Here is a 24661-nt window from a genome sequence, read left to right on the forward strand (position 1 = left end):
AGGTGCCGAGTGGTGGGGCGAAGGCCTTTTGGTTACTTTTGGGCCTTTCCAAAAGTGACCCGCTGTAAGAGCGGAACCATAAGTGGCCGTTACCGCAGGAATGGATATGTACGCAGACAGACCGCTATCGCAAGCAAGCCAGCTCCCATATCTGGATCGGTGCACACCCCTCAAGACACCACCTCCCCAACCCCAACAACTTCCAACCACCACCTGGCCAACCCCAAAACATTCGGCGCCTTGAGCAACGTAAAGTGATTCCCCCCGCCATACCAAACTTCCAACCCACCGCCCTGTCCTCGCCACCCCTCGATCATCACCCCCTGCTCACGCTGGTTCCCCGCCGAATCCAACGCCGGGTCCTGCGCCAACACCAGGCGCACCACCCCGTCATACCGCCCTTGCGGCTGATACACCGTGCGCAACGCCGCCGCGTAAGTGCGCGCCGGCCCATCCATCGCCTCCAGCGCCGCACGCGCCGGCAACAACCCCACGCTCACCATCCCCCCATGCAACGCTTGTCGCTGCGCCACTTCATCGCGCCCGGCAAAGTCCACAGGATCAATCCCGAGCGACTTCCCAGCCGCCAACTGCATCGCCTCGATCAACCGCAACAACGCCGCCGTCGAGGTATATGCCTTGCCCGCACGCCCCGGCGACTCGCTGTCGATCACCGTCAACGACCCCACCTCACGCCCCATTGCCTGCAAGCGCAGCGCCATTTCCAGTGCCACCCAGCCGCCGAACGAATGCCCGACCAGATGCACCGGCCCCTCGGGGCACTCCTGTTCCAGCGCCGCCAGGTAACACTGGGCCGCCGCTTCCACCTGGCTATGGGGCACCGCCTCGCCATCCAGCCCCCGCGGCTGCAAGCCATACAGCGGCCAGTCGCGCCCCAGCGCTTCGCTCAAACCCACAAAGCCGGTGACGCTGTCTCCCGCGCCTGGCACGCAGAACACCGGCGCATAACCGGCGCGCCCGCTCTGGATACGCAGCAAGGGTGAGTGCGCCGCGCAACTCACCGGAGTACTCGCCGCCAGCGCTCGGCTCATGGCCTGGCCAAGGCTCTGGATATGCGGCGCCTGCATCATGCTCTGGTGATCCCCCGGGACCTGCACCTGGCGCAGTTGCCCAGGCGCCAGGGCGGTGTCCCAACCCAGCGAGGCACTGCGCCGCGACAGTTCGGTAGGCCGCTGCTCGGCGCTGAACAAGTGAACCGGGATCGGCAGCGGGAACAGGCTGTAGTGGGCCAGGGCATGCCCATGCCCGACTTCCCGTTGCAAAAAGCTCAGCAGGTCGGCGTCCGTCGCCGCTGCCATTTGCGCGTATAGCAAACCTTGATCGCGACAGCGTTGCAGCAGAGCCGCAAAGTCCAGCTGTCCAAGGCCTGCCTCCAGTTGTTCCAGGTTCGCCAGTTCATCCACACCTCCCTGTGCCTTCCAATAGGCCGTGCACTGCAACAACAAATGCCGCTTGAGGGCATCCGGCCCGCTCCAGCGTGACTTGCCCTGGTCGGTCATGCGCGGCACGTAGCTGTCGATCAAGCCCAGAAACGCCACGGCCTCATCCTGCCCCAGCAACTGCATGGCAACTTCATAGGCCAGCACCCCCCCAAAGGACCACCCCGCCAACCGGTAAGGACCGTGGGGCTGGATCTGGCGAATCAGCCCGACCATGCGCGCGGCCAGGCCTTCCATGCTGTCCAGATGCGCCTCGCCGAGCGCCAGGCCCGGCAGGCCATAAATCGGGTAATCGCCAGGCAGGTGCTGGCCCAGCGCCGGGAAGTACACGTCCATGCCACTGAACTCATGCACCAGGAATAACGGTGCCTGCGCCCCGCGGCTACGCACTGTAATCACCGCCGTCTCAGGTAGCACGTCGTCACCGCGCAGGCGCAGCAGCGCCGCGACCGAGGCCACGCTGGCATGCTCGAACAGCTCGGCCAGCGACACCAACAACCCGGCCTCGTCCAGCCGATTGACCAGGCGAATCGCCAACAAGGAATGCCCGCCCAGTTCGAAGAAACTGTCATGGCGCCCCACCTGCTCAAGCTTCAATACCTCGGCCCACAGCTGGGCCAAGGTCTGCTCCAGCGCATCGACCGGTGCTTCAAATGTGCCGCTGGCCGAAGCGTCCCACTTCGGTACGGGCAAGGCTTTGCGATCGACCTTGCCATTGGCCGTCAACGGCAGTTGCTCAAGGATCACAAAGGCCGACGGCACCATGTAGGCCGGCAAGTGCGCCTGCAGATAAGCACGCACCGGCTCGATGCCGACCGGCTCGCCCGCCCAGGTGAAATAGGCCACCAGGCGTTTGTCCCCCGGCACGTCTTCGCGGGCCAGCACCACCCCCTCGCGGATTCCGGAGAATGTCGCCAAGCGTGCTTCGATCTCACCCAGCTCAATGCGAAAGCCACGGATCTTCACTTGGTCGTCATTGCGCCCGATGCACTCCAGCAGTCCGTCTGCGGTCCAGCGTCCGAGGTCGCCGGTGCGGTACAGCCAGGCGCCTGGATTGAACGGGTTCTGCACGAACTTTTCCGCCGTCAACTCAGGGCGGTTCAGGTAGCCCTGGGCGACACCGTCGCCGCCGATGCAGATTTCGCCGGTCACCCCCAGGGGCAGCAGGTGCAACTGCGCATCCAGCACGTAGACCTGCGTGTTGGAAATGGGTCGCCCTACCGGCACGCTGTCGGCTTCAGCGGCAATGGCGCGCACTTCAAAAGTGGTGGCGTAGGTGGTGGTTTCGGTCGGCCCGTAGCAATGCACCAGGCGCAGCCCCGGAGCCAGCCCCAGCAGGTTGCGGAACGCCGCCGGGTCGGCACGCTCGCCGCCGCACAGCAAAATACGCAAGTCGGCCAGGGCCTGGGGAATCAGTTGCACATACTGGTTGAACAGCGCCGTGGTAACGAACAGCACCGTCGCGCCCTTGAGTGCCGCGCCGAACGCCAGCGGGTCGAGCAAGGTGGCGTGGTCGATCACCTGCACCTGACCGCCGTTGAGCAACGGCCCCCAGACGTCCATGGTGCTGGCATCGAAGGCGGGGTTCGACGCGAAGGCCACGCGGTCATTGGCATTGAAATCGGCGTAGCCGTTGTTGAGCACCAGGCGCGTGATGCCACGGTGAGGCACCAATACGCCTTTGGGCATGCCGGTGGAGCCGGAGGTGTACATGATGTACGCCACGCTCTGCGAGGATTGCGGCAGGCCCGGGTTGTGGTCGGGGTGCGAGTCAAGGCCCAGGGTGTCCAGGTCCAGACGCTGCGCCGCGCTCTCCACGCTGCAGTCGCTACCGGTCAACAGCCAGGCCGCGCCGCTGTCTTGCAGCATGAAGCTCTGGCGTTCGGCCGGCGCGCTGATGTCCAGCGGCACATAGGCGGCGGCGCATTTGAGAATCGCCAGTTGGCTGACCAGCAACGCCACCGAGCGTGGCAGCAGGATCGCCACGTTATCGCCGGGGCACACACCCAGGCCGAGCAGGTGATGGGCCAGGCGGTTGGCGCGGCGGTTGAGTTCGCCATAGCTTATCCGTTGTTCGCCGTGCAACACCGCCACCGCGTCGGGGCGCGCCTGCGCCTGGGCTTCGAACACCTGCTGCACGCTGTGTTCACGAGGGAACGCACGAGCCGTAGCGTTGAAGCCCTCAAGCAGTTGCTGGCGTTCAGCCAGGGGCAGGATCGGCAAACCACTGAGGGCGATGTCGCTGCGCTCTTCCAGTGCCTGCACCACCTGCACCAAGGCGTTATGCAGGTAGTCGCCCAAGCGTCTGGCCCCCTGCCCCATGGCCGTGAGGCTGAAACCTTCACCCAGGTCATCCACGCTCATCGACACGCCGTAGTGGGTGTGTTCCTCGGTCTTGAGCACCTCGATCCCCTGCCACGCCTCGGCCACGCCCCCGGCCTGGAGCGCACTGTGGCGGTAGTTGAACAGCACGCTGAACAACGGCGTGGCCATGGGTACGCCGCTGCAACGCTGGGCCAGCGCCAAGGGCGCGTGTTCATGGCTGAGCAGTTGGGTCAGGCGCCCATGGGTGGCACGCAGCGCGGTCAGTACCGAGTGTTCACCCAGGTCGACTCGCAGCGGCAAGGTATTGATAAACACCCCCATGGCGCGCTCGGCACCTTCGCCGCCTTGCAGGCGACCGAGCATCACCGTGCCGAACACCACCTGTTCACGGGCGCAGACCGTGCCCAGCACATGGGCCCAGGCCAGGTGCATGAGGCTGGCGGCGCTGACTCCCGCTTGACGCGCCTGGTTGCGCAGGCGCCGACTCAACCCCAGGTCGAGACTCACCTTCACGCGCTCATCGGCACCCAGGTGCGGTACGTCGGTGGGTTCGTCGACCTCAGCGAGCATCTCGCGGAAAAACGGCTCGTGGTCCTCAGCGCCCAGACGAGTCTGGGCCACGTAGTTGCGGTACGGCACGGGCGCGGCCAAGGTGTCTTGCGTGCCCAACAGGAAGGCCTGCATTTCGTGTTGCAGGATGTCCAACGCAATGTGGTCCATCACCAGATGGTGGAACAGCAACGTCGCCACCACCCGCTGCGACTCCTCGGCATACACCAGGCGCATCAAAGGTGCCTGGGCGAGGTCCAGGCGTGGCGGCACCGAGCCGTTTTCAACACGTAATGAGGCGGTGCGCCATACCACCTGCACCGGCTCCTCCAGCCCGTCCCAGTGGAAGGATGAACGCAGGATGTCATGGCGCTGGATCACCGCCTGCAAGGCATGGGCAAAGGCGTCCAGGCGCAGGCGGCTGTCGAAGGCAAACTGCGCCTGCAGCACATAGGCATCGTCACCTTGCACGGCGCGATGCTGATACAGGATGCCGGCCTGCAAGGGTGCCAGCGGGTAAATATCCTGCACATTCGCCGCACCGCCGGGGATGCTGGCAACGATGCGCTCGATGGCAGCGGGGTCCAGGGTGATCAGCGCAAGCATGTCCGGCGTAATCCGGGTGCAATCGGCCGCAATGCGATTGGCCGGCACCGTCACTTCACGCCCACCGCCCAAGGCCGCAGCCAGGGCGGACAAGGTCGGTTGGCCGAACAGCACTTTCACATCCGCCGACAAGCCCAGGCGGCGCATGCGCCCGATCAGGCTGACTGCCAGCAATGAGTGGCCACCCAATTCAAAGAAATTGTCATGCCGACCCACGCGCTCCACGCTGAGCAATTCGGCCCACAGTGCGGCCAGGGTGATTTCCGTATCACCCACGGGCGCTTCATAGTCGCGCACGCTCAACGCGTCCAGGCCCGGCGCCGGCAGTGCCTTGCGGTCGAGCTTGCCGTTGGGGCTCAGCGGCAGCGCCTGAAGGTGCATAAAGCTCGTCGGCAGCATGAATTCCGGCAGGTGTTGCAGCAGGTGGGCGCGCAGGCTTTCGACGTCGCTCGGCACGCCGGTGTAATAGGCGATCAGGCGCTGCTCGCGGGCAATCACGGCAGCTTCCTGCACCGCTGGATGCTCGGTCAGGCGCGCCTGGATTTCCCCCAGTTCGATGCGCAGGCCACGAATCTTCACCTGGTCATCATTGCGCCCCAGGTACTCGAGAGTGCCGTCGGGCAAGTAGCGACCCACGTCACCGGTACGGTACATGCGCCCCGGGGTAAACGGGTCGTCGAGGAAGCGTTCGGCTGTCAGCTCAGGACGGTTGAGGTAACCCCGCGCCACCTGCACGCCGGCGATGAACAATTCACCGACCACCCCCAACGGCACCGGCTGCAACTGCTCGTCCAGTACATACAGGCGCGTATTGGCAATCGGCTTGCCGATGGGGGTGTTATCCGGCACCACGGCGCCTGCGCAGTCCCACGCGGTGACATCCACCGCCGCTTCGGTGGGGCCATACAGGTTGTACAAGCCAACCCCCGGCAATTGCTGTTTGAAGCGCCGTACCAGGCTGCCCGGCAGGGCTTCGCCACTGCACATCACCCGCACCAGCCCGGCGGCCTGGCTGACATCGCCGTGGGCCAGGAACACGTCAAGCATCGACGGCACAAAATGCAGCGTCGTGACCCCCTCGGCCTCGATCACCTGGCACAGGTAGTCAGGGTCTTTATGCCCACCAGGACGAGCCATGACCAGGCGTGCGCCGGTGAACAGCGGCCAGAAGAACTCCCACACCGACACGTCGAAGCTGAACGGGGTTTTCTGCAAGACCGTATCGCTGGCGGTCAACGCGTATTCGTCTTGCATCCACAGCAAGCGGTTGACCACCCCAGGGTGTTCGTTGATCACGCCCTTGGGCTGGCCGGTGGAGCCGGAGGTGTAGATCACGTAGGCCGCCACGCTGGCCGCCTGCGGGTTATGGGTGGGCTGGTGCTGCCAGGTGGGCGAATCCAGGTTTACCACCGGTACCTCGCCCAGCAACCCAAGGGTGCTGGACTGGCCCAGCACTACCGTCGGCGCGCTGTCGTGGAGCATGTAGGCGATGCGTTCCAACGGGTAGGCCGGGTCCAGCGGCACATAGGCGGCGCCGGCCTTGAGGATCGCGTACAGGCCGATGACCATGTCCAGGCCACGCTCCACGCAGATCGCCACCCGCGCCTGGGGCTGCACACCCAGGGCTTGCAGGTGATGGGCCAACTGGTTGGCGCGCGCGTTCAGTTCGGCATAGCTCAGTTGCTGCGCGCCCGCCTTCAGGGCAATGGCCTGGGGTGTACGCAGTACCTGGGCTTCAAACAGGCCGTGCAGGGTCTGGTCGAGGTTGTACTCAACGGCGGTGGCGTTGAAATCCACCAGCAGTTGCCGACGCTCGCGCGCATCCACCAGCGGCACCTGCGCCAGCACCGCCTGGTCGTTATCGACCATGGCCTGCAACACGCGGGTGAAATAACCGACGTAACGCTGCATCGTCGATTCGTCAAACAGGGCCACGGCATATTCCAGCGCACCGAGGATGCTGCCCTGCACTTCCCCCAGGTTCAACGACAGGTCGAACTTGGCGAAATGGCTGTTCTCGACAATGCTCTCCAGGGCCAGGTCGCCCAGGGCCAGGGTCGGCGCGCTGCTGTCCTGCCAGCTCAGCAGGGTCTGAAACAGCGGGCTGTGGGCCAGGCTGCGCGGCGGCCGGGTGATTTCCACCACCTGCTCGAAGGGCAAGTCCTGATGGGCCTGGGCTTGCAGCGTCAGCGCCTTGACCCGCGCCATCAACGCCTCGGTGCTCAGCTCGCCCGAGGTGTCGATACGCAGCGCCAGGGTGTTGACGAACAGGCCAATCAGCCCTTCGACTTCGGTGCGCATGCGGTTGGCCACCGGCGTGCCGATCACCAACTCGGGCTGCCCGGACAAGCGCGCCAACAGCGAAGCCCAAGCGCTCATCAAGGTCATGTACAAGGTGGTGCCATGGCGTTGGCTCAAGGCCTTGAGCCCGGCGGTGAGGCGTTCATCCAGGCGCACTTCGACGCTGCTGCCAGCGTAGTCCTGCTGCGCCGGGCGCGGGCGGTCGGTGGGCAGGGTCAGCAACGCCGGCGTACCGGCCAACGCCTGTTGCCAGTAGCTGCTTTGGCGCTGCAGCACCTCGCCGCTCAGCCACAGGCGTTGCCACACGGCAAAGTCGGCGTACTGGATCGGCAAGGGCGGCAGCGGGTCGGCGTGGCCGTGGCTGAAAGCCTGGTACAGCGCCATCAGCTCGCGGGTCAGCACGCCCATGGACCAGCCGTCAGAGACGATATGGTGCAGGGTCAGCAACAGCACATGGTGATCATCGGCCATCACCACCAGGCGCCCGCGCAGCAACGGGCCGCGCTCAAGGTCGAACGGTGCCGAAGCTTCGCCGTGAATCAGCGCGTCCAGGGCCTGTTGCGGCTGCGGATGGCGACGCAGGTCCTGCACTTGCAGCGGCAATACCTCTTCGGCCGGCACGACCAGCACCTGGGCCTGGTCACCCTGCTGGGCGAAGCGGCTGCGCAGGGTTTCATGCCGCCCCACAATGCGCGCCAGGGCCCGTTGCAACGCTTGCACATGCAACTGCCCGCGCAACCGCAAGCCGATGGGAATGTTGTAGGCGGTGTTGGCACCTTCCATCAAGGCCAGGAACCACAGGCGTTGCTGGGCGAAGGACAGCGGCACGTCCTCATCACGGTTGGCCGGCAAGATATCCGGCAAGGTGCTGCGACCGGCCTGGGCCAGTACCTCGGCGACCGCCGCCAGTTCGGCGTTGGCAAACAGGTCGCCCAGCGCCAACTCGACGCCCAGCCGCTGGCGCACCTGGGACACCATGCGCATGGCCAGCAGCGAATGCCCACCCAGCTCAAAGAAATGGTCATAGCGCCCCACGCGCTGCACCTGCAACACATCGGCCCAGATCTGCGCCAGCACGGTTTCGATTTCGCCCAGGGGCGCGGCGTACTCGCGGGTAAAGACGGCGGCCATGTCCGGCGCCGGCAGGGCCTTGCGGTCAAGCTTGCCATTGGCCGTCAGTGGCAGTGCGTCGAGCTTCATGAACGCGACGGGCACCATGTAGTCCGGCAGATGCGCCACCAGGTGAGCGCGAATCTGGGCCACCGTCAGCGGGTCCAACTGAGGGTTTTCGGTGAAGTAGGCCACCAGCCGTTCTTCACGCACCACCGCCACCGCTTCCAGAATCCCGGGCAACTGGTTGAGCTGGGTTTCGATTTCGCCCAGTTCGATGCGCACGCCACGGATTTTCACCTGGTCATCGTTGCGCCCCAGGTAATCGAGTGTGCCGTCCGGCAGCCAGCGCACCAGGTCGCCGGTGCGGTACATGCGTCCTTCGTTGAATGGGTCGCGCACGAAACGCTCGGCGGTCAGTTCCGGGCGGTTGAGGTAACCGCGTGCCACGCCCTTGCCGCCCACGTACAACTCCCCCGCCACCCCCAGCGGGACTGGGCGCAGGTGTTGGTCGAGCACGTAGACCTTGGCATTGGCCATGGGTTTGCCGATATGCAACGGCTGGCCCGCCTCGACCTTGCCGGAAGTGGCCACCACCGTGGCTTCGGTGGGCCCGTAGTTGTTGACCAGCTCAAAGCGCTGCGCCCGCCCGAACTGGCGCAGGCGGTCGCCACCGACCAGCAAGGTGCGCAAGGTCGGGTGCTCGATGTTCTGACTGAAGGCGTACTCCGCCACCGGCGTCGGCAGAAAGCTCACATCCAGTGGCTGCGCGCACCACCAGGCCAACAGTGCGTCGATATCTTCGCCGCCCTCATGGGCCGGTGGCAGGTGCAAGGTGGCGCCCACACACAGCGCCGGCCACACTTCCCAGGCCATCGCGTCAAAGCCGAAACCGGCAACACTGGCGGTATGCCGCCCGGCGCGCAGGTCGAAGGCGCTGCAATGCCAGTCCACCAGGTTGGCGACGCTGTGGTGTTCCACCATCACCCCCTTGGGCAAGCCAGTGGAGCCGGAGGTGTAGATCACATAGGCGAGATTCGTCGGGCCGACGGCGATTGTGGGGTTGCTCGCCGAATGGTGCTGCCAGGTGAAGCGGTCCAGGTTGATCACCGGCACTTCCAGCACCGGCAGGCGCGTCAGCAACGCATGCTGGGTGAGTACCGCCACCGGCGCGCTGTCGCTGAGCAAATAGTGGAGGCGCTCGGCCGGGTGGGACGGGTCCACCGGCACATAACCGGCGCCGGCCTTGAGAATCGCCAGCAACCCGGCCAGGGTGTCGAGGCCGCGCCGCGCGACAATGGCCACGCGGTCGTCGGGCTTGACCCCCAGCGCCAGCAGATGATGCGCCAGCAGGTTGGCTTGCTGGTTCAATTCGGCGTAAGTCAGTTGCCGGCCCTGATGCACAGCGGCAATCGCGTGCGGCGTGAGCGCGGCCTGGGCTTCGACGCGGCCATGCAGGGTGGTGCCTTGGGGGAAAACGGTCTGGGTGGTGTTGAACTGTTCCAGCAGCAAGCGCTGTTCGGCAACGGGCACCACCGAGAGTTGATCAAGCGCGGTATGGGGGGCCTGCTCCAGTGCGCTCACCAGGTTTTCCAGCGCGGTGTGCAGGTAGGCGCAGACGCGCTGAGGGTCAACCAGGGTGCTGGCCAGCAAACTCAGGCCGAAGCCCTCACCCAGGTCGTCCACGCTCAGGGTCAGCGGGTAGTTGGTGCGCTCCTCGGCGCGCAGTGCGGTGATGCCGTGCCAGGCCGACACCGCCTCGGCGCTGGCGGCGGGCGCGCTGTGGCGATAGTTGAGCAGCGCGCTGAACAGCGGCGTCGGCGCGAGCACGCCACTGCAACGCTGGGCCAGGGCCAACGCCGCGTGCTCATGGCGCAGCAAGGTGGTCAGGCGTGCGTGGGTGGCCTTGACTGCGGTGCGTACGTCCTGGGCGTCTACGTCCACGCGAAACGGCAAGGTATTGATGAAAATGCCCAAGGCGCGGTCGGTGTCATGGCTGCCCTGCATGCGCCCCATCAATACGGTGCCGAACACCACCTGGGCTTTGCCGGCCAACACCCCCAGCACCTGGGCCCAACCCAGGTGAAACAGGCTGGCGGCGCTCGCGCCCAGTTGGCGCGCCTGCCCGCGCAAGCGCTGGGCCAGTGCCGGCGCCAATGGCAGGCTGACTTCAGCGATACCCCGCGCATCACCTTGCACGTCCTGCAAACCGAACGGCAAGGTGGGCTCGCTGATATCACCGAGCATCTGCCGGAAGAAACGTTCGTGCTCCTGCTCGCTTATCCCCAACCGCGCCTGCGCCACATAGTTGCGAAACGGTACGGCCTGGCCCAAGGCCGCGCCTTGGCCCAACAGGCACGCCTGCATTTCGTGGCACACCACGTCCAGGGCGCTGTGGTCGAGCGCCATGTGATGGAACAACAGGGTGGCGACGATGCGCTGGTTGGCCGGGTCTTCAGCGCGCACCAGGCGCAACAACGGCGCCTGGGTGACGTCGAGGCGATAGTGGCGGGCATCAAACAGGTCATGCAGTTGCGCGGCGATATCGCCATCGGCCGGGTCCAGCATCAAGGCTTGCACCGGCAGGCGTGCCTGGCGCCACACCACTTGCGAGGGTTGCGTCAGGCCATCCCAGACCACCCCGGTACGCAGGATGTCGTGACGGTCCATCACCCGTTGCAGCGCCTGGGCAAACGCATCGAAACGCGCAAGGTTGTCAAAGGCGAACTGCGACTGCATCACATAGGGGTCACCCTGCTCGGCACTGACATGGTGGAACAGGATGCCTTCCTGCAACGGCGCCAACGGGTAGATGTCCTGAATATTCGCCACGCCGCCCTGCACCGTGGCGACAATACGCTCGATCTCGTCCTGGCTCAGGGTCGACAGGGTCAGCATGTCGGGGGTGATGCGCTCGGCATTGGCCGGGATGCTATTGGCCGGCACCTGCACCTCACCGGCCTTGGTCGCGGTGTATTCACCGGCCTTGATCAGCTCGATCAGCGCCGGCTTGTGTTCACGCAAGGCGGCCAAGATCGACGGGTCGCTCAAGGCTTGCTTGTTGCCGTTCACCGACAACTGCTCGCCCTTGAGCGCCAGTTGCACATCCTTGGTTTTCAGGGTTGCCAGCAGCTCGAGGATGTTCACAGGACGATCTCCATTCGTTCGGTCATTGCGGCGTAGCCGGCCAGGGTCGGTTGTTCGAACAAGCCCCGCACATCGGCTTCCATGCCTTCCTGGCGCAGGCGCCCGATCAAGCTCACGGCCAGCAGCGAGTGCCCGCCCAGTTCAAAGAAGTTGTCGTGGCGCCCTACCCGTTCCACCTTGAGCAGCTCGGCCCAGAGCTGGGCCAGGAGGATCTCGGTGTCGCCTTCGGGCGCCGCGTACTCACGTACCTGCAAGGCGTCCATACCGGGTGCAGGCAGGGCCTTGCGGTCGAGCTTGCCGTTGGGGCTCAGGGGCAAGGCGTCCAGGTGCATGAACAGTGCCGGCACCATAAAGTCAGGCAGGTGCTGCAACAGCTGGGCGCGCAGGCTTTCGATGTCGGTGGGCGCACCGGTGTAATACGCGACCAGGCGCTGGTCACGGGCGACGACCACGGCGTCCTTGACCGCCGGATGCTCGATCAGGCGCGCCTGGATTTCCCCCAGTTCGATGCGCAGGCCACGGATCTTCACCTGATCGTCGTTGCGCCCCAGGTACTCGAGCGTGCCGTCGGGCAAGTAGCGGCCCAGGTCACCGGTGCGATACATGCGCCCAGGGATGAACGGGTCGTCGAGGAAGCGCTCGGCGGTCAGCTCAGGGCGGTTCAGGTAACCCCGCGCCACTTGCACGCCGGCGATGAACAGCTCACCAACCACGCCCAACGGCACCGGCTGTAACTGCCCATCGAGTACATACAGGCGGGTGTTGGCAATCGGCTTGCCGATCGGGGTATTGTCCGGCACCTCAGGGCGTGCGCAGTTCCAGGCCGTCACGTCCACCGCCGCTTCAGTGGGGCCATACAGGTTGTACAAACCAATCCCCGGCAACTGCTGCTTGAAACGCCGCACCAGGCTGCCCGGCAAGGCCTCGCCGCTGCACATCACCCGCACCAACCCCGCCGCCTGGCTGACATCGCCGTGGGCCAGGAATACATCGAGCATCGACGGCACAAAGTGCAGGGTCGTGATCTGCTCCGCCGCGATCACCTCGCACAGGTACGCCGGGTCCTTGTGCCCTTCAGGGCGCGCCATCACCAGACGCGCGCCGGTGAACAGCGGCCAGAAGAACTCCCACACCGACACGTCGAAGCTGAACGGGGTTTTCTGCAACACCGCATCGTGGGCCTTGAGGCTATAGGCGTCCTGCATCCACAACAGGCGGTTGACCACCCCGGCATGTTCGTTGATCACGCCCTTGGGTTGGCCGGTGGAACCGGAGGTGTAGATCACATAGGCCGCGTGTTGGGCAATGAGGTTTGGTACTTGCGGGTTGGTGGCGGGTTGGTGTTGCCAGGTGCTGTGGTCGAGGTCGACTACCGCCACGTCCCCCAGCAGGGTGCGGGTGGCGCTTTGGGCCAGCACCACCACCGGCGCGCTGTCGTGCAGCATGTAGGCGATGCGCTCTGGCGGGTACGCCGGGTCCAGCGGCACGTAGGCACCGCCGGCCTTGAGGATGGCGAACAGGCCGACGACCATGTCCAGGCCGCGCTCGACGCAGATGCCCACCCGTGCATCCGGGCGCACACCGCTGTCACGCAGGTGATGGGCCAGGCGGTTGGCGCGTTCATTGAGTTGCTGGTAGCTCAAGGTGTGCTCGCCGGCCTTCACCGCCACTGCCTGCGGGGTGCGCATAACCTGGGCTTCAAACAGCCCGTGCAGGGTCTGGTCGAGGTTGTAGTTCACCTCGGTGGCGTTGAACTGCACCAGCAGTTGTTGCCGCTCTTGCAGCCCCAGCACCGGCAGGCGGTTCAGCGCCTGGTGCGGTGCCTGCTCAAGAGCCTCGACCAGGCCGCTCAACGCGTTATGCATATAGCCGCACACCCGTTGCGCATCCACCTGGGCCAGGGCGGTGAATGCATAGCCGTCGCCCAGGTCGTCCACGTTCAAGGTCAGCGGGTAATTGGTGCGCCCGTCATTGACCAAGGTCTGCATGCCTTCCCATGCCAACTGCGCATCCGCCGAACGGGTGGCGGCGCCGCGATGGCGATAGTTGAGCATCGAGCTGAACAAGGGCGCCGGGGCCGCTACGCCACTGCAACGCTGGGCCAAGGCCAGGGAGGCGTGTTCATGGCCGAGCAATTCGGTCAGCCGCGCATGGGTGGCCCGCACGGCGGCGCGGGCGCCCTGGTCGTCGATATCCAGGCGCAACGGCAAGGTGTTGATAAACACGCCCAGAGCGCGGTCGGCGCCCTCGCCGCCTTGCAGACGACCCACCAGCACCGTACCAAACACTACCGAATGGCGCGCCGATACCGCGGCCAGCACCTGCGCCCAGGCCAGATGGAACAGGCTGGCAGCACTGACCCCCAGCAGCCGTGCCTGGCTACGCAGGCGGCGGTTGAGCTGGCTGTCCAGTTGCAGGGTGTGTTCGTCGATGGCATTGCCGTCGCCGCGCACGTCCTGCCAGCCGAACGGCAACGTCGGTTCGTCGACATCGCCCAGCATCTCGCGGAAGAACTGCTCATGCTCCTGTTCGCTGACACCCAAACGGGCCTGGGCCACATAGTTGCGATACGGCATTGGCGCGGCGGTGGGCGCTGCGTGGCCCAACAGGTGGCCCTGCATTTCGCGCAACACCACGTCGAAGGCGGTGTGGTCCAACACGATATGGTGATAGAGCAACACCGCCACCACGCGCTGGTTGGCCGGGTCCTGGGCGTACATCAGGCGGATCAGCGGCGCCTGGCTGATCTCCAGGCGATACCGCCGCGCATCAAACCGCTCGTGCAGGCCGGCGAGTACGTCACCTTCCAGTTGCAGTTCCTGCACGCACAACTGCGCCTGGCTCCACACCACTTGCAGCGGTTGCGCCAGGCCCTCCCACACCACCCCGGTGCGCAGGATGTCGTGGCGGTCGATCACCTGTTGCAGTGCGCGCATAAAGGCCTGCAGGCGCTCGACACCGTCAAACGCCAGGTGTGATTGCAGCAGGTAAGGATCGCCCTGCGCCGCCGTGAGGTAGTGATAGAAAATCCCTTCCTGCAACGGCGCCAGCGGGTAGATGTCCTGCACGTTGGCAGCGCCGCCAGGCACCTGGGCCACCACCTGGTCGATCGCCGACTGATCGAGGTCCACCAGGGCCAGCATGTCCGGGGTGATGCGCTGGCAACCGGCACTGATGCGATTGGCCGGCACCTGCACTTCGCGGCCACTGCCGACAGCGGCGGCCAGTGCGGCCAGGGTTGGCTGGCTGAATAGCACGCGCACATCAGCGCTGAGGCCGGCCTGGCGCATGCGCTCGATGAGGCTGACGGCCAGCAATGAATGGCCGCCCAGTTCGAAGAAGTGGTCATGGCGACCCACTTGCTCCACCTGCAACACCTCGGCCCACAGCCGCGCCAGGGTGGTTTCGACGTCACCCTGGGGGGCTTGGTATTCACGGCTGAGCAAGGCGCACTGGTCTGGCTCTGGCAATGCCTTGCGGTCCAGTTTGCCGTTGGCGGTCAGGGGCAACTGATCAATCCGCATGTAGGCGACCGGCACCAGCGCCTCGGGAAGTTGGGCTTGCAGGTGCGCACGCAAGGTCTCGATCTGCAGCGGGCGCTGTTCGGTGAACCAGGCCAACAGGCGGCCTTCGCGCACCAGCACCACGGCCTCGCGGATGCCGTCCAGTGCCGCCAGGCGGCTTTCGATTTCACCCAGTTCCACCCGCACGCCGCGCAGTTTTACCTGGTCGTCGTTACGGCCCAGGTACTCAAGGTTGCCATCGGGCAGCCAACGCACCAGATCACCGGTGCGGTACATCTGCCCTGGGTTGAACGGGTCTTGCAGGAAGCGCTCGGCCGTCAGCTCGGGACGGTTCAGGTAACCCCGCGCCACGCCGCTGCCGCCCACATAAAGTTCACCGGCCACACCCACCGGTACCGGACGCAGGTGCGCATCCAGCACGTAGCTGGTGGCATTAGCGATGGGCCGGCCGATATGCAACACCTGCCCGGCCCGCACGCGGCCGGAGGTGGCAACCACCGTGGCTTCGGTGGGGCCGTAGTTGTTGACCACCGCAAAGCGCCGCTCCTGGGTGAACTGACGCAGGCGGTCACCGCCGATCAGCAGGATGCGCAAGGTGGGGTGCTGCTGGGGCAGGCTGAACGCGTACTCGGCCACCGGGGTGGGCAGGAAACTCACGTCCAACGGCTGTGCCAGCCACCAGGCCAGCAGTTCATCGATGTTTTCGTTGCCGATGTCGGCGGGTGGCAGGTGCAGGGTCGCGCCGACGCACAGGGCCGGCCAGACTTCCCAGGCCATGGCATCAAACCCCATGCCGGCCACGCTGCTGGTGTGGCTCACCGCTGTCAGACCAAAGGCCTCACAGTGCCAATGCACCAGGTTCTCCACGGTGCGGTGTTCCACCGTCACGCCCTTGGGCAGGCCGGTGGAGCCGGAGGTGTAGATCACATACGCCAGGTGCGCGGGCGTCAGGGCGGGCAGTTGCGGATTGCTGACGGCGTGGCGCTGCCAACCGGGGTCCTGCAGATCGACCACGGCGACGGGCCCCAGCAGCTCCCGCGTGCTGGTCTCGGCCAGCACCGCCACGGGCGCGCTGTCTTGCAACAAGTAGGCGATACGCTCGGCGGGGTACGCCGGGTCGATCGGCACATAGCCCGCGCCAGCCTTGAGAATGCCCAACAGCCCCACCAGCATCTGCGGGCCGCGGCGGCAACACAGTGCCACGCGTTCATCGGCTTGCACGCCGAGTTCCAGCAAGTGATGAGCCAACTGGTTGGCCCGTTGATTGAGCTGCTGATACGTCAGCGCCTCGCTGCCTTGCTGCACGGCAATGCGATGGGGTTGGCGCTCGGCCTGCACCTCAAACGCACCGTGCACCGTCTGGCCACGGGGGAAGTCGTGGGCAGTGGCGTTGAACTCGCGCAGCACCGTATCGCGCTCTGCGGCGGGCAGAATCGGTAACTGGCGCAGCGCACGGTGGGGCGCCGTCTCAAGGGTGGCAACCAGTTGCTCCACGGCGCTGAGCATGTAGTCGCACAGGCGCTGCGCGCCGATTTGCGGCACGGCCAGCACGCTCAGGCCAAAGCCTGCGCCCAGGTCATCCACGCTCAGGGTCAGCGGATAGTTGCTGCGTTCTTCACCGCCCAGCAGTTGCACGCCTTCCCAGATGCCGTGGCCGTCGCGGGCCATTTCGCCTGGGTTGCTGTGGCGGTAATTGAGCAAGGCGCTGAACAGCGGCGTGCTGGTCGGCACGCCGCTGCAACGCTGGGCCAGGGCCAGTGACGCATGCTCATGCCCGAGCAAGGCGCTCAAGCGTGCATGGGTGGCTTTGACCGCCTGCGCTGCGCCGGCTGCAATATCGACCCGCAGCGGCAAGGTGTTGATAAACATCCCCAGCGCACGGTCTGCGCCCTCGCCGGCTTGCATACGGCCCATCAGCACCGTGCCGAATACCACCTCGTCGCGGCCCGAGACCAGGCCCAACACCTGGGCCCAGGCCAGGTGCATCAGACTGGCGGCGCTGACGCCCAGTTGGCGCGCCTGCTGGCGTACACGCTGGGCCAGGCCCGCTTCCAGGTGCACCTCGGCTTCTTCGATTGCACGGCCATCGCCCTGCACATCCTGCAGGCCAAACGGCAAGGTGGGCTCGTCGACTTCGGCGAGCATGTCGCGGAAAAACTGCTCATGCTGCGCCACACTGACGCCCAGTCGCGCCTGGGCCACATAGTTGCGAAACGGCGCGGCGGCGGGCAAATCCTGGGCCTGGTTGAACATAAAGGCACGCATTTCCTGGCCGACCACTTCCATGGCGGTGTGGTCCAGCGCCAGGTGATGGAACAGCAGGATCGCCGCGACCCGGTTGTGCGCCGGGTCCTGGGCATAGACCATTCGCAGCAAGGGCGCCTGGGTAATGTCCAGGCGGTAGTGACGCGCATCGAAACGCTCATGCAGTTGCGCCATCACGTCGCCGTGTGCCGGGTCGAGCATCACCTCGTGCACCCCCAACTGGGCGGTGCGCCACACCACTTGCACCGGGCTTTCGAGCCCTTCCCACACCACAGCGGTACGCAGAATGTCGTGGCGCGCCACCACCTGTTGCAGCGCGCCCATAAAACCGTGCAGGCGCTCGGCAGTGTCAAAGGCCATGCGCGATTGCAGCAGGTACGGGTCGCCCTGCTCGGCGCTGATGTGGTGGTAGAGAATGCCTTCCTGTAGCGGCGCCAGCGGGTAGATATCCTGGATATTCGCTGCACCACCCGGCACGCTGGCGACAATCCGCGCGATGGCCTGCGGGGTGAGTTGCACCAGGCTCAGCATCGACGGTGTGATCTGTATGCAGCCGGTGGGGATGCCATTGGCGGGCACCACGATTTCTCTGCCGCTGCCCACGGCTGCCGCCAGCGCGGCCAGGCTTGGCTGGCTGAACAACACGCGCACATCGGCGCTCAGGCCCACCTGGCGCATGCGTTCGATCAGGCTGACCGCCAGCAACGAATGCCCGCCCAATTCGAAGAAGTGATCATGGCGCCCCACGCGTTCAAGCTTGAGCACGTCCTGCCAGATCTGCGCCAGCAGGCTTTCCACCTCGCCTTGTGGGGCTTCGTAGCCACGGCTGATCAAGGCGGCCTGGTCGGGTACCGGCAATGCCTTGCGGTCGAGCTTGCCGTTGGCGGTGAGCGGCAACTGCGCCAGCCACACATAAGCCGAAGGCACCATGTAATCGGGCAACCGGCCTTGCACATGAGCTCGCAGGGTTGCGATATCCAACGTTGCGTCGGCGGTGTAATAGGCCACTAACCGTTTGTGGCCAGGCTCGTCTTCGCGAACCGATACCACAACGTCCCTGATCCCGGCACAGGCACACAGGCACGCTTCGATTTCACCGGGTTCGATACGAAAGCCACGAATCTTCACCTGCAGGTCATTGCGCCCCAGATACATCAAATTGCCGTCGGCTCGCCAGCAGGCCAGATCACCGCTGCGGTAGAGTTGGCCATCGCCGAATGGGTTCGGGACGAATTTTTCCGCGCTCAGCTGAGGCAGATTCAAGTAGCCTTTCGCAACGCCCGCACCGCCGATATAGAGCTCGCCGGTCACACCCACGGGCAGCGGTTGCTGGCGCGCGTCCAGTACATAGGCCTGAGCGTTGGCAATCGGTCGACCAATCGGAATAGCGCCCTCGCCAAGGGTAGTGATCTCAAACGTGGTGGAGAACGTGGTGGCTTCGGTCGGGCCATACCCATTCAGCAGATGCTGGGGTTTGCCGAGCTTGAGTACCCGGCCAATCACCTGAGGGTCAAGCACGTCGCCGCCGACGATCAGGTAGCGCAATTGGCGGAACACCGGCATCAACGCATCGGCGTACTGATGAAATAGCCCGGCGGTCATCCATAACACGCTGACCGCCTGTTCCCGCAACAGCTCGGCGAACGCGGCTTGGGATAACAACTGCACCTGCTCGACCACCACCACACAACCGCCATTGAGCAACGGCGCCCACACCTCGAGGGTGCTGGCGTCAAATGCCGGGTTAGAAGCAAAGGCCACCCGGTCGTGGGCATTGAACTCGGCAAAACCGTTGTTAAGCACCAGCCGCGAGATAGCGAGGTGGGGCACTTGCACGCCCTTGGGCGTCCCGGTGGAGCCGGAGGTGTAGAGGATGTAGGCAACGCTCTGCGCGGATTGGGCCAAGTCTGGGTTAGCGGGCGACTGCGCGTCCAGATCCAACTGCGCCAGGTCGTCCAGCACATGGCGTGCGCCGCTGTCTTTGACGATGAAGGCCTGGCGTTCGACAGGCGCGTTGACGTCCAGCGGCACATACACCGCAGCGCACTTGAGGATCGCCAGTTGGCAGACCAGCAGATCCAGGCAACGCGGCAAGGCAATCGCCACGCTTTCGCCGGGCTGCACACCCTGGCTGATCAGATGATGGGCCAGGCGGTTGGCACGGCGATTGAGGTCACGGTAGCTCAGTGACAGCTCGCCCTGCACCGCCGCCGGCGCTTCAGGGCGGGCCAGCGCCTGGGCTTCAAACAGTTGCGATACAGTAAGTTGCGAGGGGTATTGCCGGGCGGTGGCGTTGAAACCTACCAGCACTTGATGACGCTCGGAAGGCGGCAGGATCGACACCGCCTGCAGCGGCGTGGTCGGCGCATGTTGCAGCGCGCTCACCACATGGCGCAACGCGGTGAGCATGTACTCACCCACGCGTTGCACATCCAGGTGCGCGACGCCTTGCACCGTCAGCGCAAAGCCACTCCCCAGGTCATCAACGTTGAGCACCAGCGGATAGTTGCTACGTTCTTCGGAGCTGAGAATCTCGATACCGGAAGCGGCAAAGGGGTTGTCCCCCGGCGCTTCATCGGCTGCGCTGTGTCGGTAGTTGAGCAAGGTGCTGAACAGCGGCAGCGAGCCCCGCACGCCACTGCAACGCTGGGCCAGGGACAACGAGGCATGTTCGTGCCCGAGCAGTTGCGCCAGGCGCGCATGGGTGGCGCGCACGCCGGCCTGCACGCCGACGCTGCCAACGCTGACCCGCAGCGGCAAGGTATTGATAAACATCCCCAGCGCCCGGTCCGCGCCCTCGCCGCCCTGCATACGGCCCAGCAACACGGTGCCGAATACCACCTCCTGCTGGCCAGACACCTGGCCCAGCACCTGGGCCCAGGCCAGGTGTACCAGGCTCGCGGTGCTCACGCCCAGTTGCCGCGCCTGTTCGCGCAAGCCCAGGTTGAGCGCAGGCTCCAGCGGCAGGCGCGCTTCATGGATGCCGCTGCCGTCACCGTTCACGTCCTGCAAGCCGAAGGCCAGGGTCGGCTCGTCGATGTCGCCCAGCATCTGGCTGAAGAAGGCTTCATGCTGGGCCTGGGTGACACCGAGGCGGGCCTGGGCCACGTAGTTGCGATACTGCACCGCGTCAGGCAGTTGTGCGCTGTGGCCATGCAGGCTGGCACTCATCTCTTTGACCAGCACGTGCAGGGCCGTGTGGTCGAGGAGGATATGGTGCAGCAGCAAAATGCCGACCAAGCCGTGGCTGTCCTGCGCATACGCCAGGCGCATCAGCGAGGCGCGTGACAGGTCCAGGCGATAGTGGCGTGGGTCGAAACGCTGTTGCAGATGCTCCAGTGCATCACTGCCCAGCGCATCCAGGCGTTCGATCACCAAGGGTGCCTGGCGTAACACCACTTGCACCGGCTCTTCCAGGCCCTCCCAGAGGATGGCGGTGCGCAGAATATCGTTGCGCTCGATCACCGTGTGCAGCGCGTTGACAAACCCGTCGACGGCGCCCTGGTCGTGAAACCGCAACTGCACCTGCAACACGTAGGGGTCGCCCTCGGTGGTCGCCAGGTGGTGGTAGAGAATGCCGGCCTGCAGCGGCGCCAGGCCGTAGATGTCCTGCACGTTGGCAACGCCACCGGGCACGGCCTCAAGGATATGGTCGATAGCGGCCTGATCCAGCTCGACCAGGGGCAGCATGTCCGGGGTTATGGCCTGCGTGTCTGCTTGAATAAGGTTGGCCGGCACCTGCACGGTCTGCTGGCCGCCCACCGCCGCAGCGAGCGCCGCCAAGGTCGGTTGACCGAACAGCACGCGCACATCGGCGCTGAGGTCGACCTGGCGCATGCGTTCGATCAGCTTGACCGCCAGCAGCGAATGGCCGCCGAGTTCGAAGAAATTGTCCTCACGACCGACACGGTCGACGTTGAGCAGGTCTTGCCAGAGCATGGCGAGGGTGGTTTCCACCGCCCCCTGGGGCGCCGCATACTCGCGCCGGGCCACGGCGTCGGCATCGGGTGCGGGCAAGGCCTTGCGGTCGAGTTTGCCGTTGGTAGTCAACGGCAGCGTATCCAGGCGCACGAAGGCGCTGGGCACCATGTGTTCGGCCAGGCTCAGCAGTAGATGGTCACGCAGGGCGGCCACGTTGAGTTCGCCATCGCTGATCACATAGGCCACCAGGCGTTTGTCGCCCGGCTGATCTTCACGGGCGATCACCACCGCATCGCGCACGCCGCTGGCAGTGGCCAGGTGCGCCTGGATTTCACCCAGTTCGATACGGAAACCACGGATCTTGACCTGGTCATCGTTACGCCCCAGGTACTCAACACTGCCGTCGGCCAGCAGGCGGCCGAGGTCGCCGGTCTTGTACATGCGCAAGCCGGTGGCCGGGTCGGCAAGGAAGCGTTCGGCATTCAGCGCCTGGCGGTTGAGGTAACCACGCGCCACCCCGGCACCGCCCACGTACAACTCGCCCACCACACCCAGGGGCAAGGGCTCATGGCGCTCATCCAGCACGTACAACTGCAAATCGGGAATACGCACGCCAATCGGGCTCACGCCGACCAAGTGCGCGTCGGCCGCTTCCAGCGCACGGTAGGTCACATGCACGGTGGTTTCAGTGATGCCGTACATGTTCACCAGTTGCGTACCGGCATTCACTGCCCGTGCGTACCACGGCTTGAGCATGCCCGGTTCCAGGGCTTCGCCGCCGAAAATCACTTGGCGCAAGGAATGGGACTGGGCACTGTTGCCCTGGGCCGCGATCAACTGGCGGAACGCGCTCGGCGTCTGGTTGAGGATGCTCACCCGGGCGTCGCACAACAGCGCGTAGCACTCATCCGGCGAGCGGCTGACCAGTTGCGGCACGATCAGCAACTGGCCGCCGTGCATCAGCGCGCCCCAGATTTCCCACACGGAAAAGTCGAACGCGAAGGAATGGAACAGCGCCCACACATCGTGCGGGTTGAACCCGAACCAGTGGTGGGTGGCGCTGAACAGGCGTGCGACCTGGCGATGCTCGATCATCACGCCCTTGGGCTGGCCAGTGGAGCCGGAGGTGTAGATGACGTAGGCCAGGTTGGCCGGGCTCAGGTGCAGCCCAGGGTTGGTGATGGGCAACGGGCCCAGGTGGTCCAGGTCGATCCGGGCCAGTGCGCCGGCCCGCTGCGCCGTGTTTGCCTGCACCAGCACCACCACCGGCTGGCTGTCGGCCAGGGTGTAGGCGATGCGTTCCTGGGGATAGGCCGGGTCGATGGGCACATAGCCCGCACCGGCCTTGAGAATGCCAAGCAGGCCGATGATCATCTGCGGGCCACGCTCCACGCAAATGGCCACGCGCGCGTCGGGGCACACACCGTGGGCCAGGAGCGCGTGGGCGACCTGGTTGGCGCGTTCGTTGAGTTGGCGGTAGGTCAGGGCGTGGTGCTCGAAGCGCAACGCAATGGCATCGGGCTGGGCAGCGGCGTGGGTTTCGACTTGCTGGTGGATCAGTTGGGTGTCGGCGTAATGCGTGGAGCAATGATTCAAAGTGTGCAGCAAATGGTGGCGTTCAGCGTCAGGCAGGATGTTCAGGCCGCAGAGCGGCATATCCGGTCGTTGTTCAAGGGCGTCGGCCAGGCTTTCCAAGGCCGTATGCAGATAACCCGCAACCCGCTGCGCGCCAATGGACGCATCGACCATCACGGTCAGGGCGAAGTCTTCACCCAGGTCATCGACGTTCAGCGTCAGCGGGTAATTGGTGCGCTCCTCGGCGCCCAACACCTGGATGCCGTCGGCGACTTTGATCACCGCCGCCATGTCGGTGGCAGCGCTGTGACGGTAGTTGAGTATCGCGCTGAACAGCGGCGTAGGCGCCGCCACGCCGCTGCACCGTTGTGCCAGCGCCAGGGACGCATGTTCGTGATCGAGCAAGCGCGTGAGGCGCTCATGGGTGACCTTGACCGCAGCGCGCACGCCCTGCTCACCCACATCCACCCGCAGTGGCAAGGTGTTGATGAACATGCCCAAGGCCCGTTCACCGCCCTCGCCTGCGCCCATGCGCCCGAGCATCACGGTGCCAAATACCACCGCCTCCCGCCCCGAAACCGCACTCAGCACTCGCGCCAAGGCCAGGTGCATCAGGCTCGCCACACTCACCCCCAGCGGGCGCGCCATGCTGCGCAGGCGGCGGCTCAGAGCGCTGTCGACGGGGATGCGCACTTCGTCGATCCCTTGGCCATCACCCTGCACATCTTGCAGGCCGAACGGCAGCGTCGGTTCATCGATATCCGCCAGCATGTCGCGGAAGAACGCCTCATGGGCCTGCTCGCTGACGCCATGGCGCACCTGGGCGATATAGCTGCGAAACGCTACCGGTGCAGGGGCCTGGGCTTGCTGCCCGGCCAGGTACAGCTGGATCTCATGCCGAACGCCATCCAGGGCCGTGTGATCAAGGATGGTGTGGTGGAACAGCAGCATCGCCACCACCCGCTGGTTGGCCGGGTCGTCAGCGAATACCAGGCGCAGCAGCGGCGCCTGGCCCAGGTCCATGCGATAAGCGCGGGCATCATAGCGAGCGAGCAATTGAGCGAGGCGGCCAGCACCGTCCAGAGGCACCTCTTCGCAGGCCAGCACAGCCTTGCGCCACACCACTTGCAGCGGCTCGTCCAGGCGCTCCCAGACCATCGAGGTACGCAGGATGTCGTGACGGTCGATGACCCATTGCAACGCCTCGGCAAAGGCCCCAAGGCGTGCGCGGCTGTCGAACACGAACTGCGCGTGCAGCACGTAAGGGTCACCCTTCTGCGCCGAAAGATGGTGATAAAGCATGCCTTCCTGGAGCGGCGCCAGGGGGTAGATATCCTGCACATTCGCCGCGCCGCCTGGGACCGCCGCGACGATGCGGTCGATGGCCGGCTGGTCGAGGTTGACCAGGGCCAGCATGTCCGGTGTGATGCGGTAGGCCGGGCTCAGCCAGTCACCGCCATGTTCGGCGACTAACTGCAACAGTTGGGGTTTGTGCGCGATCAATTGATCCCAGAGCGCGTCGTCCAACGCTTCGTCATCGCCCAGGACGATCAGGTCGCCCTCTTCGGTCTGCAGACGGATCGCATGGGTGGAGATCGCTGCCAGTAAGTCGCTGAACTGCATGGGTAACCTGCCTGATAATTCACGGTTGACGAGAATGTCCGTATTCAGTTTTGCCGCTTGGATCGGCAGTGCCGGGCGCCCAGGAAAAAATAGCGGGCGCAGCCGAGGGCCTGGAGTGGCTTCCGGCAGGCTTGGAAAATTAAGGTATCTGTGGGCTGGGGGGTGACATGGGAAGCGGGGACAAGTGCCCGGCTGAAGGGTTCCACCGAACTCTGGCGGTTACCCCTCTCTGTGGATGCCAAGGCGGCCCGGAGC

The 24661-nt window shown here is 65.2% G+C and carries 2 protein-coding genes; both read right to left on the minus strand.

The window, feature by feature from the left end; all coding sequences use genetic code 11:
* Positions 1 to 170 precede the first annotated feature (170 nt).
* Positions 171 to 11498 (minus strand): amino acid adenylation domain-containing protein, encoded by an 11328-nt coding sequence (locus tag ACTJLA_RS09195; RefSeq protein WP_440841064.1) that lies wholly within the window; start codon positions 11496 to 11498, stop codon positions 171 to 173.
* Positions 11495 to 24406 carry an amino acid adenylation domain-containing protein gene (locus ACTJLA_RS09200; RefSeq protein ID WP_440841065.1) on the minus strand — a complete coding sequence of 4304 codons (12912 nt, stop codon included), beginning with the start codon at positions 24404 to 24406 and terminating at the stop codon, positions 11495 to 11497. Before ACTJLA_RS09200 ends, ACTJLA_RS09195 begins: the two co-directional genes overlap by 4 nt.
* Positions 24407 to 24661: the final 255 nt, after the last annotated feature.

It is taken from the genome of Pseudomonas sp. 22072, from assembly GCF_052046095.1.
Lineage (GTDB): Bacteria > Pseudomonadota > Gammaproteobacteria > Pseudomonadales > Pseudomonadaceae > Aquipseudomonas > Aquipseudomonas paracarnis.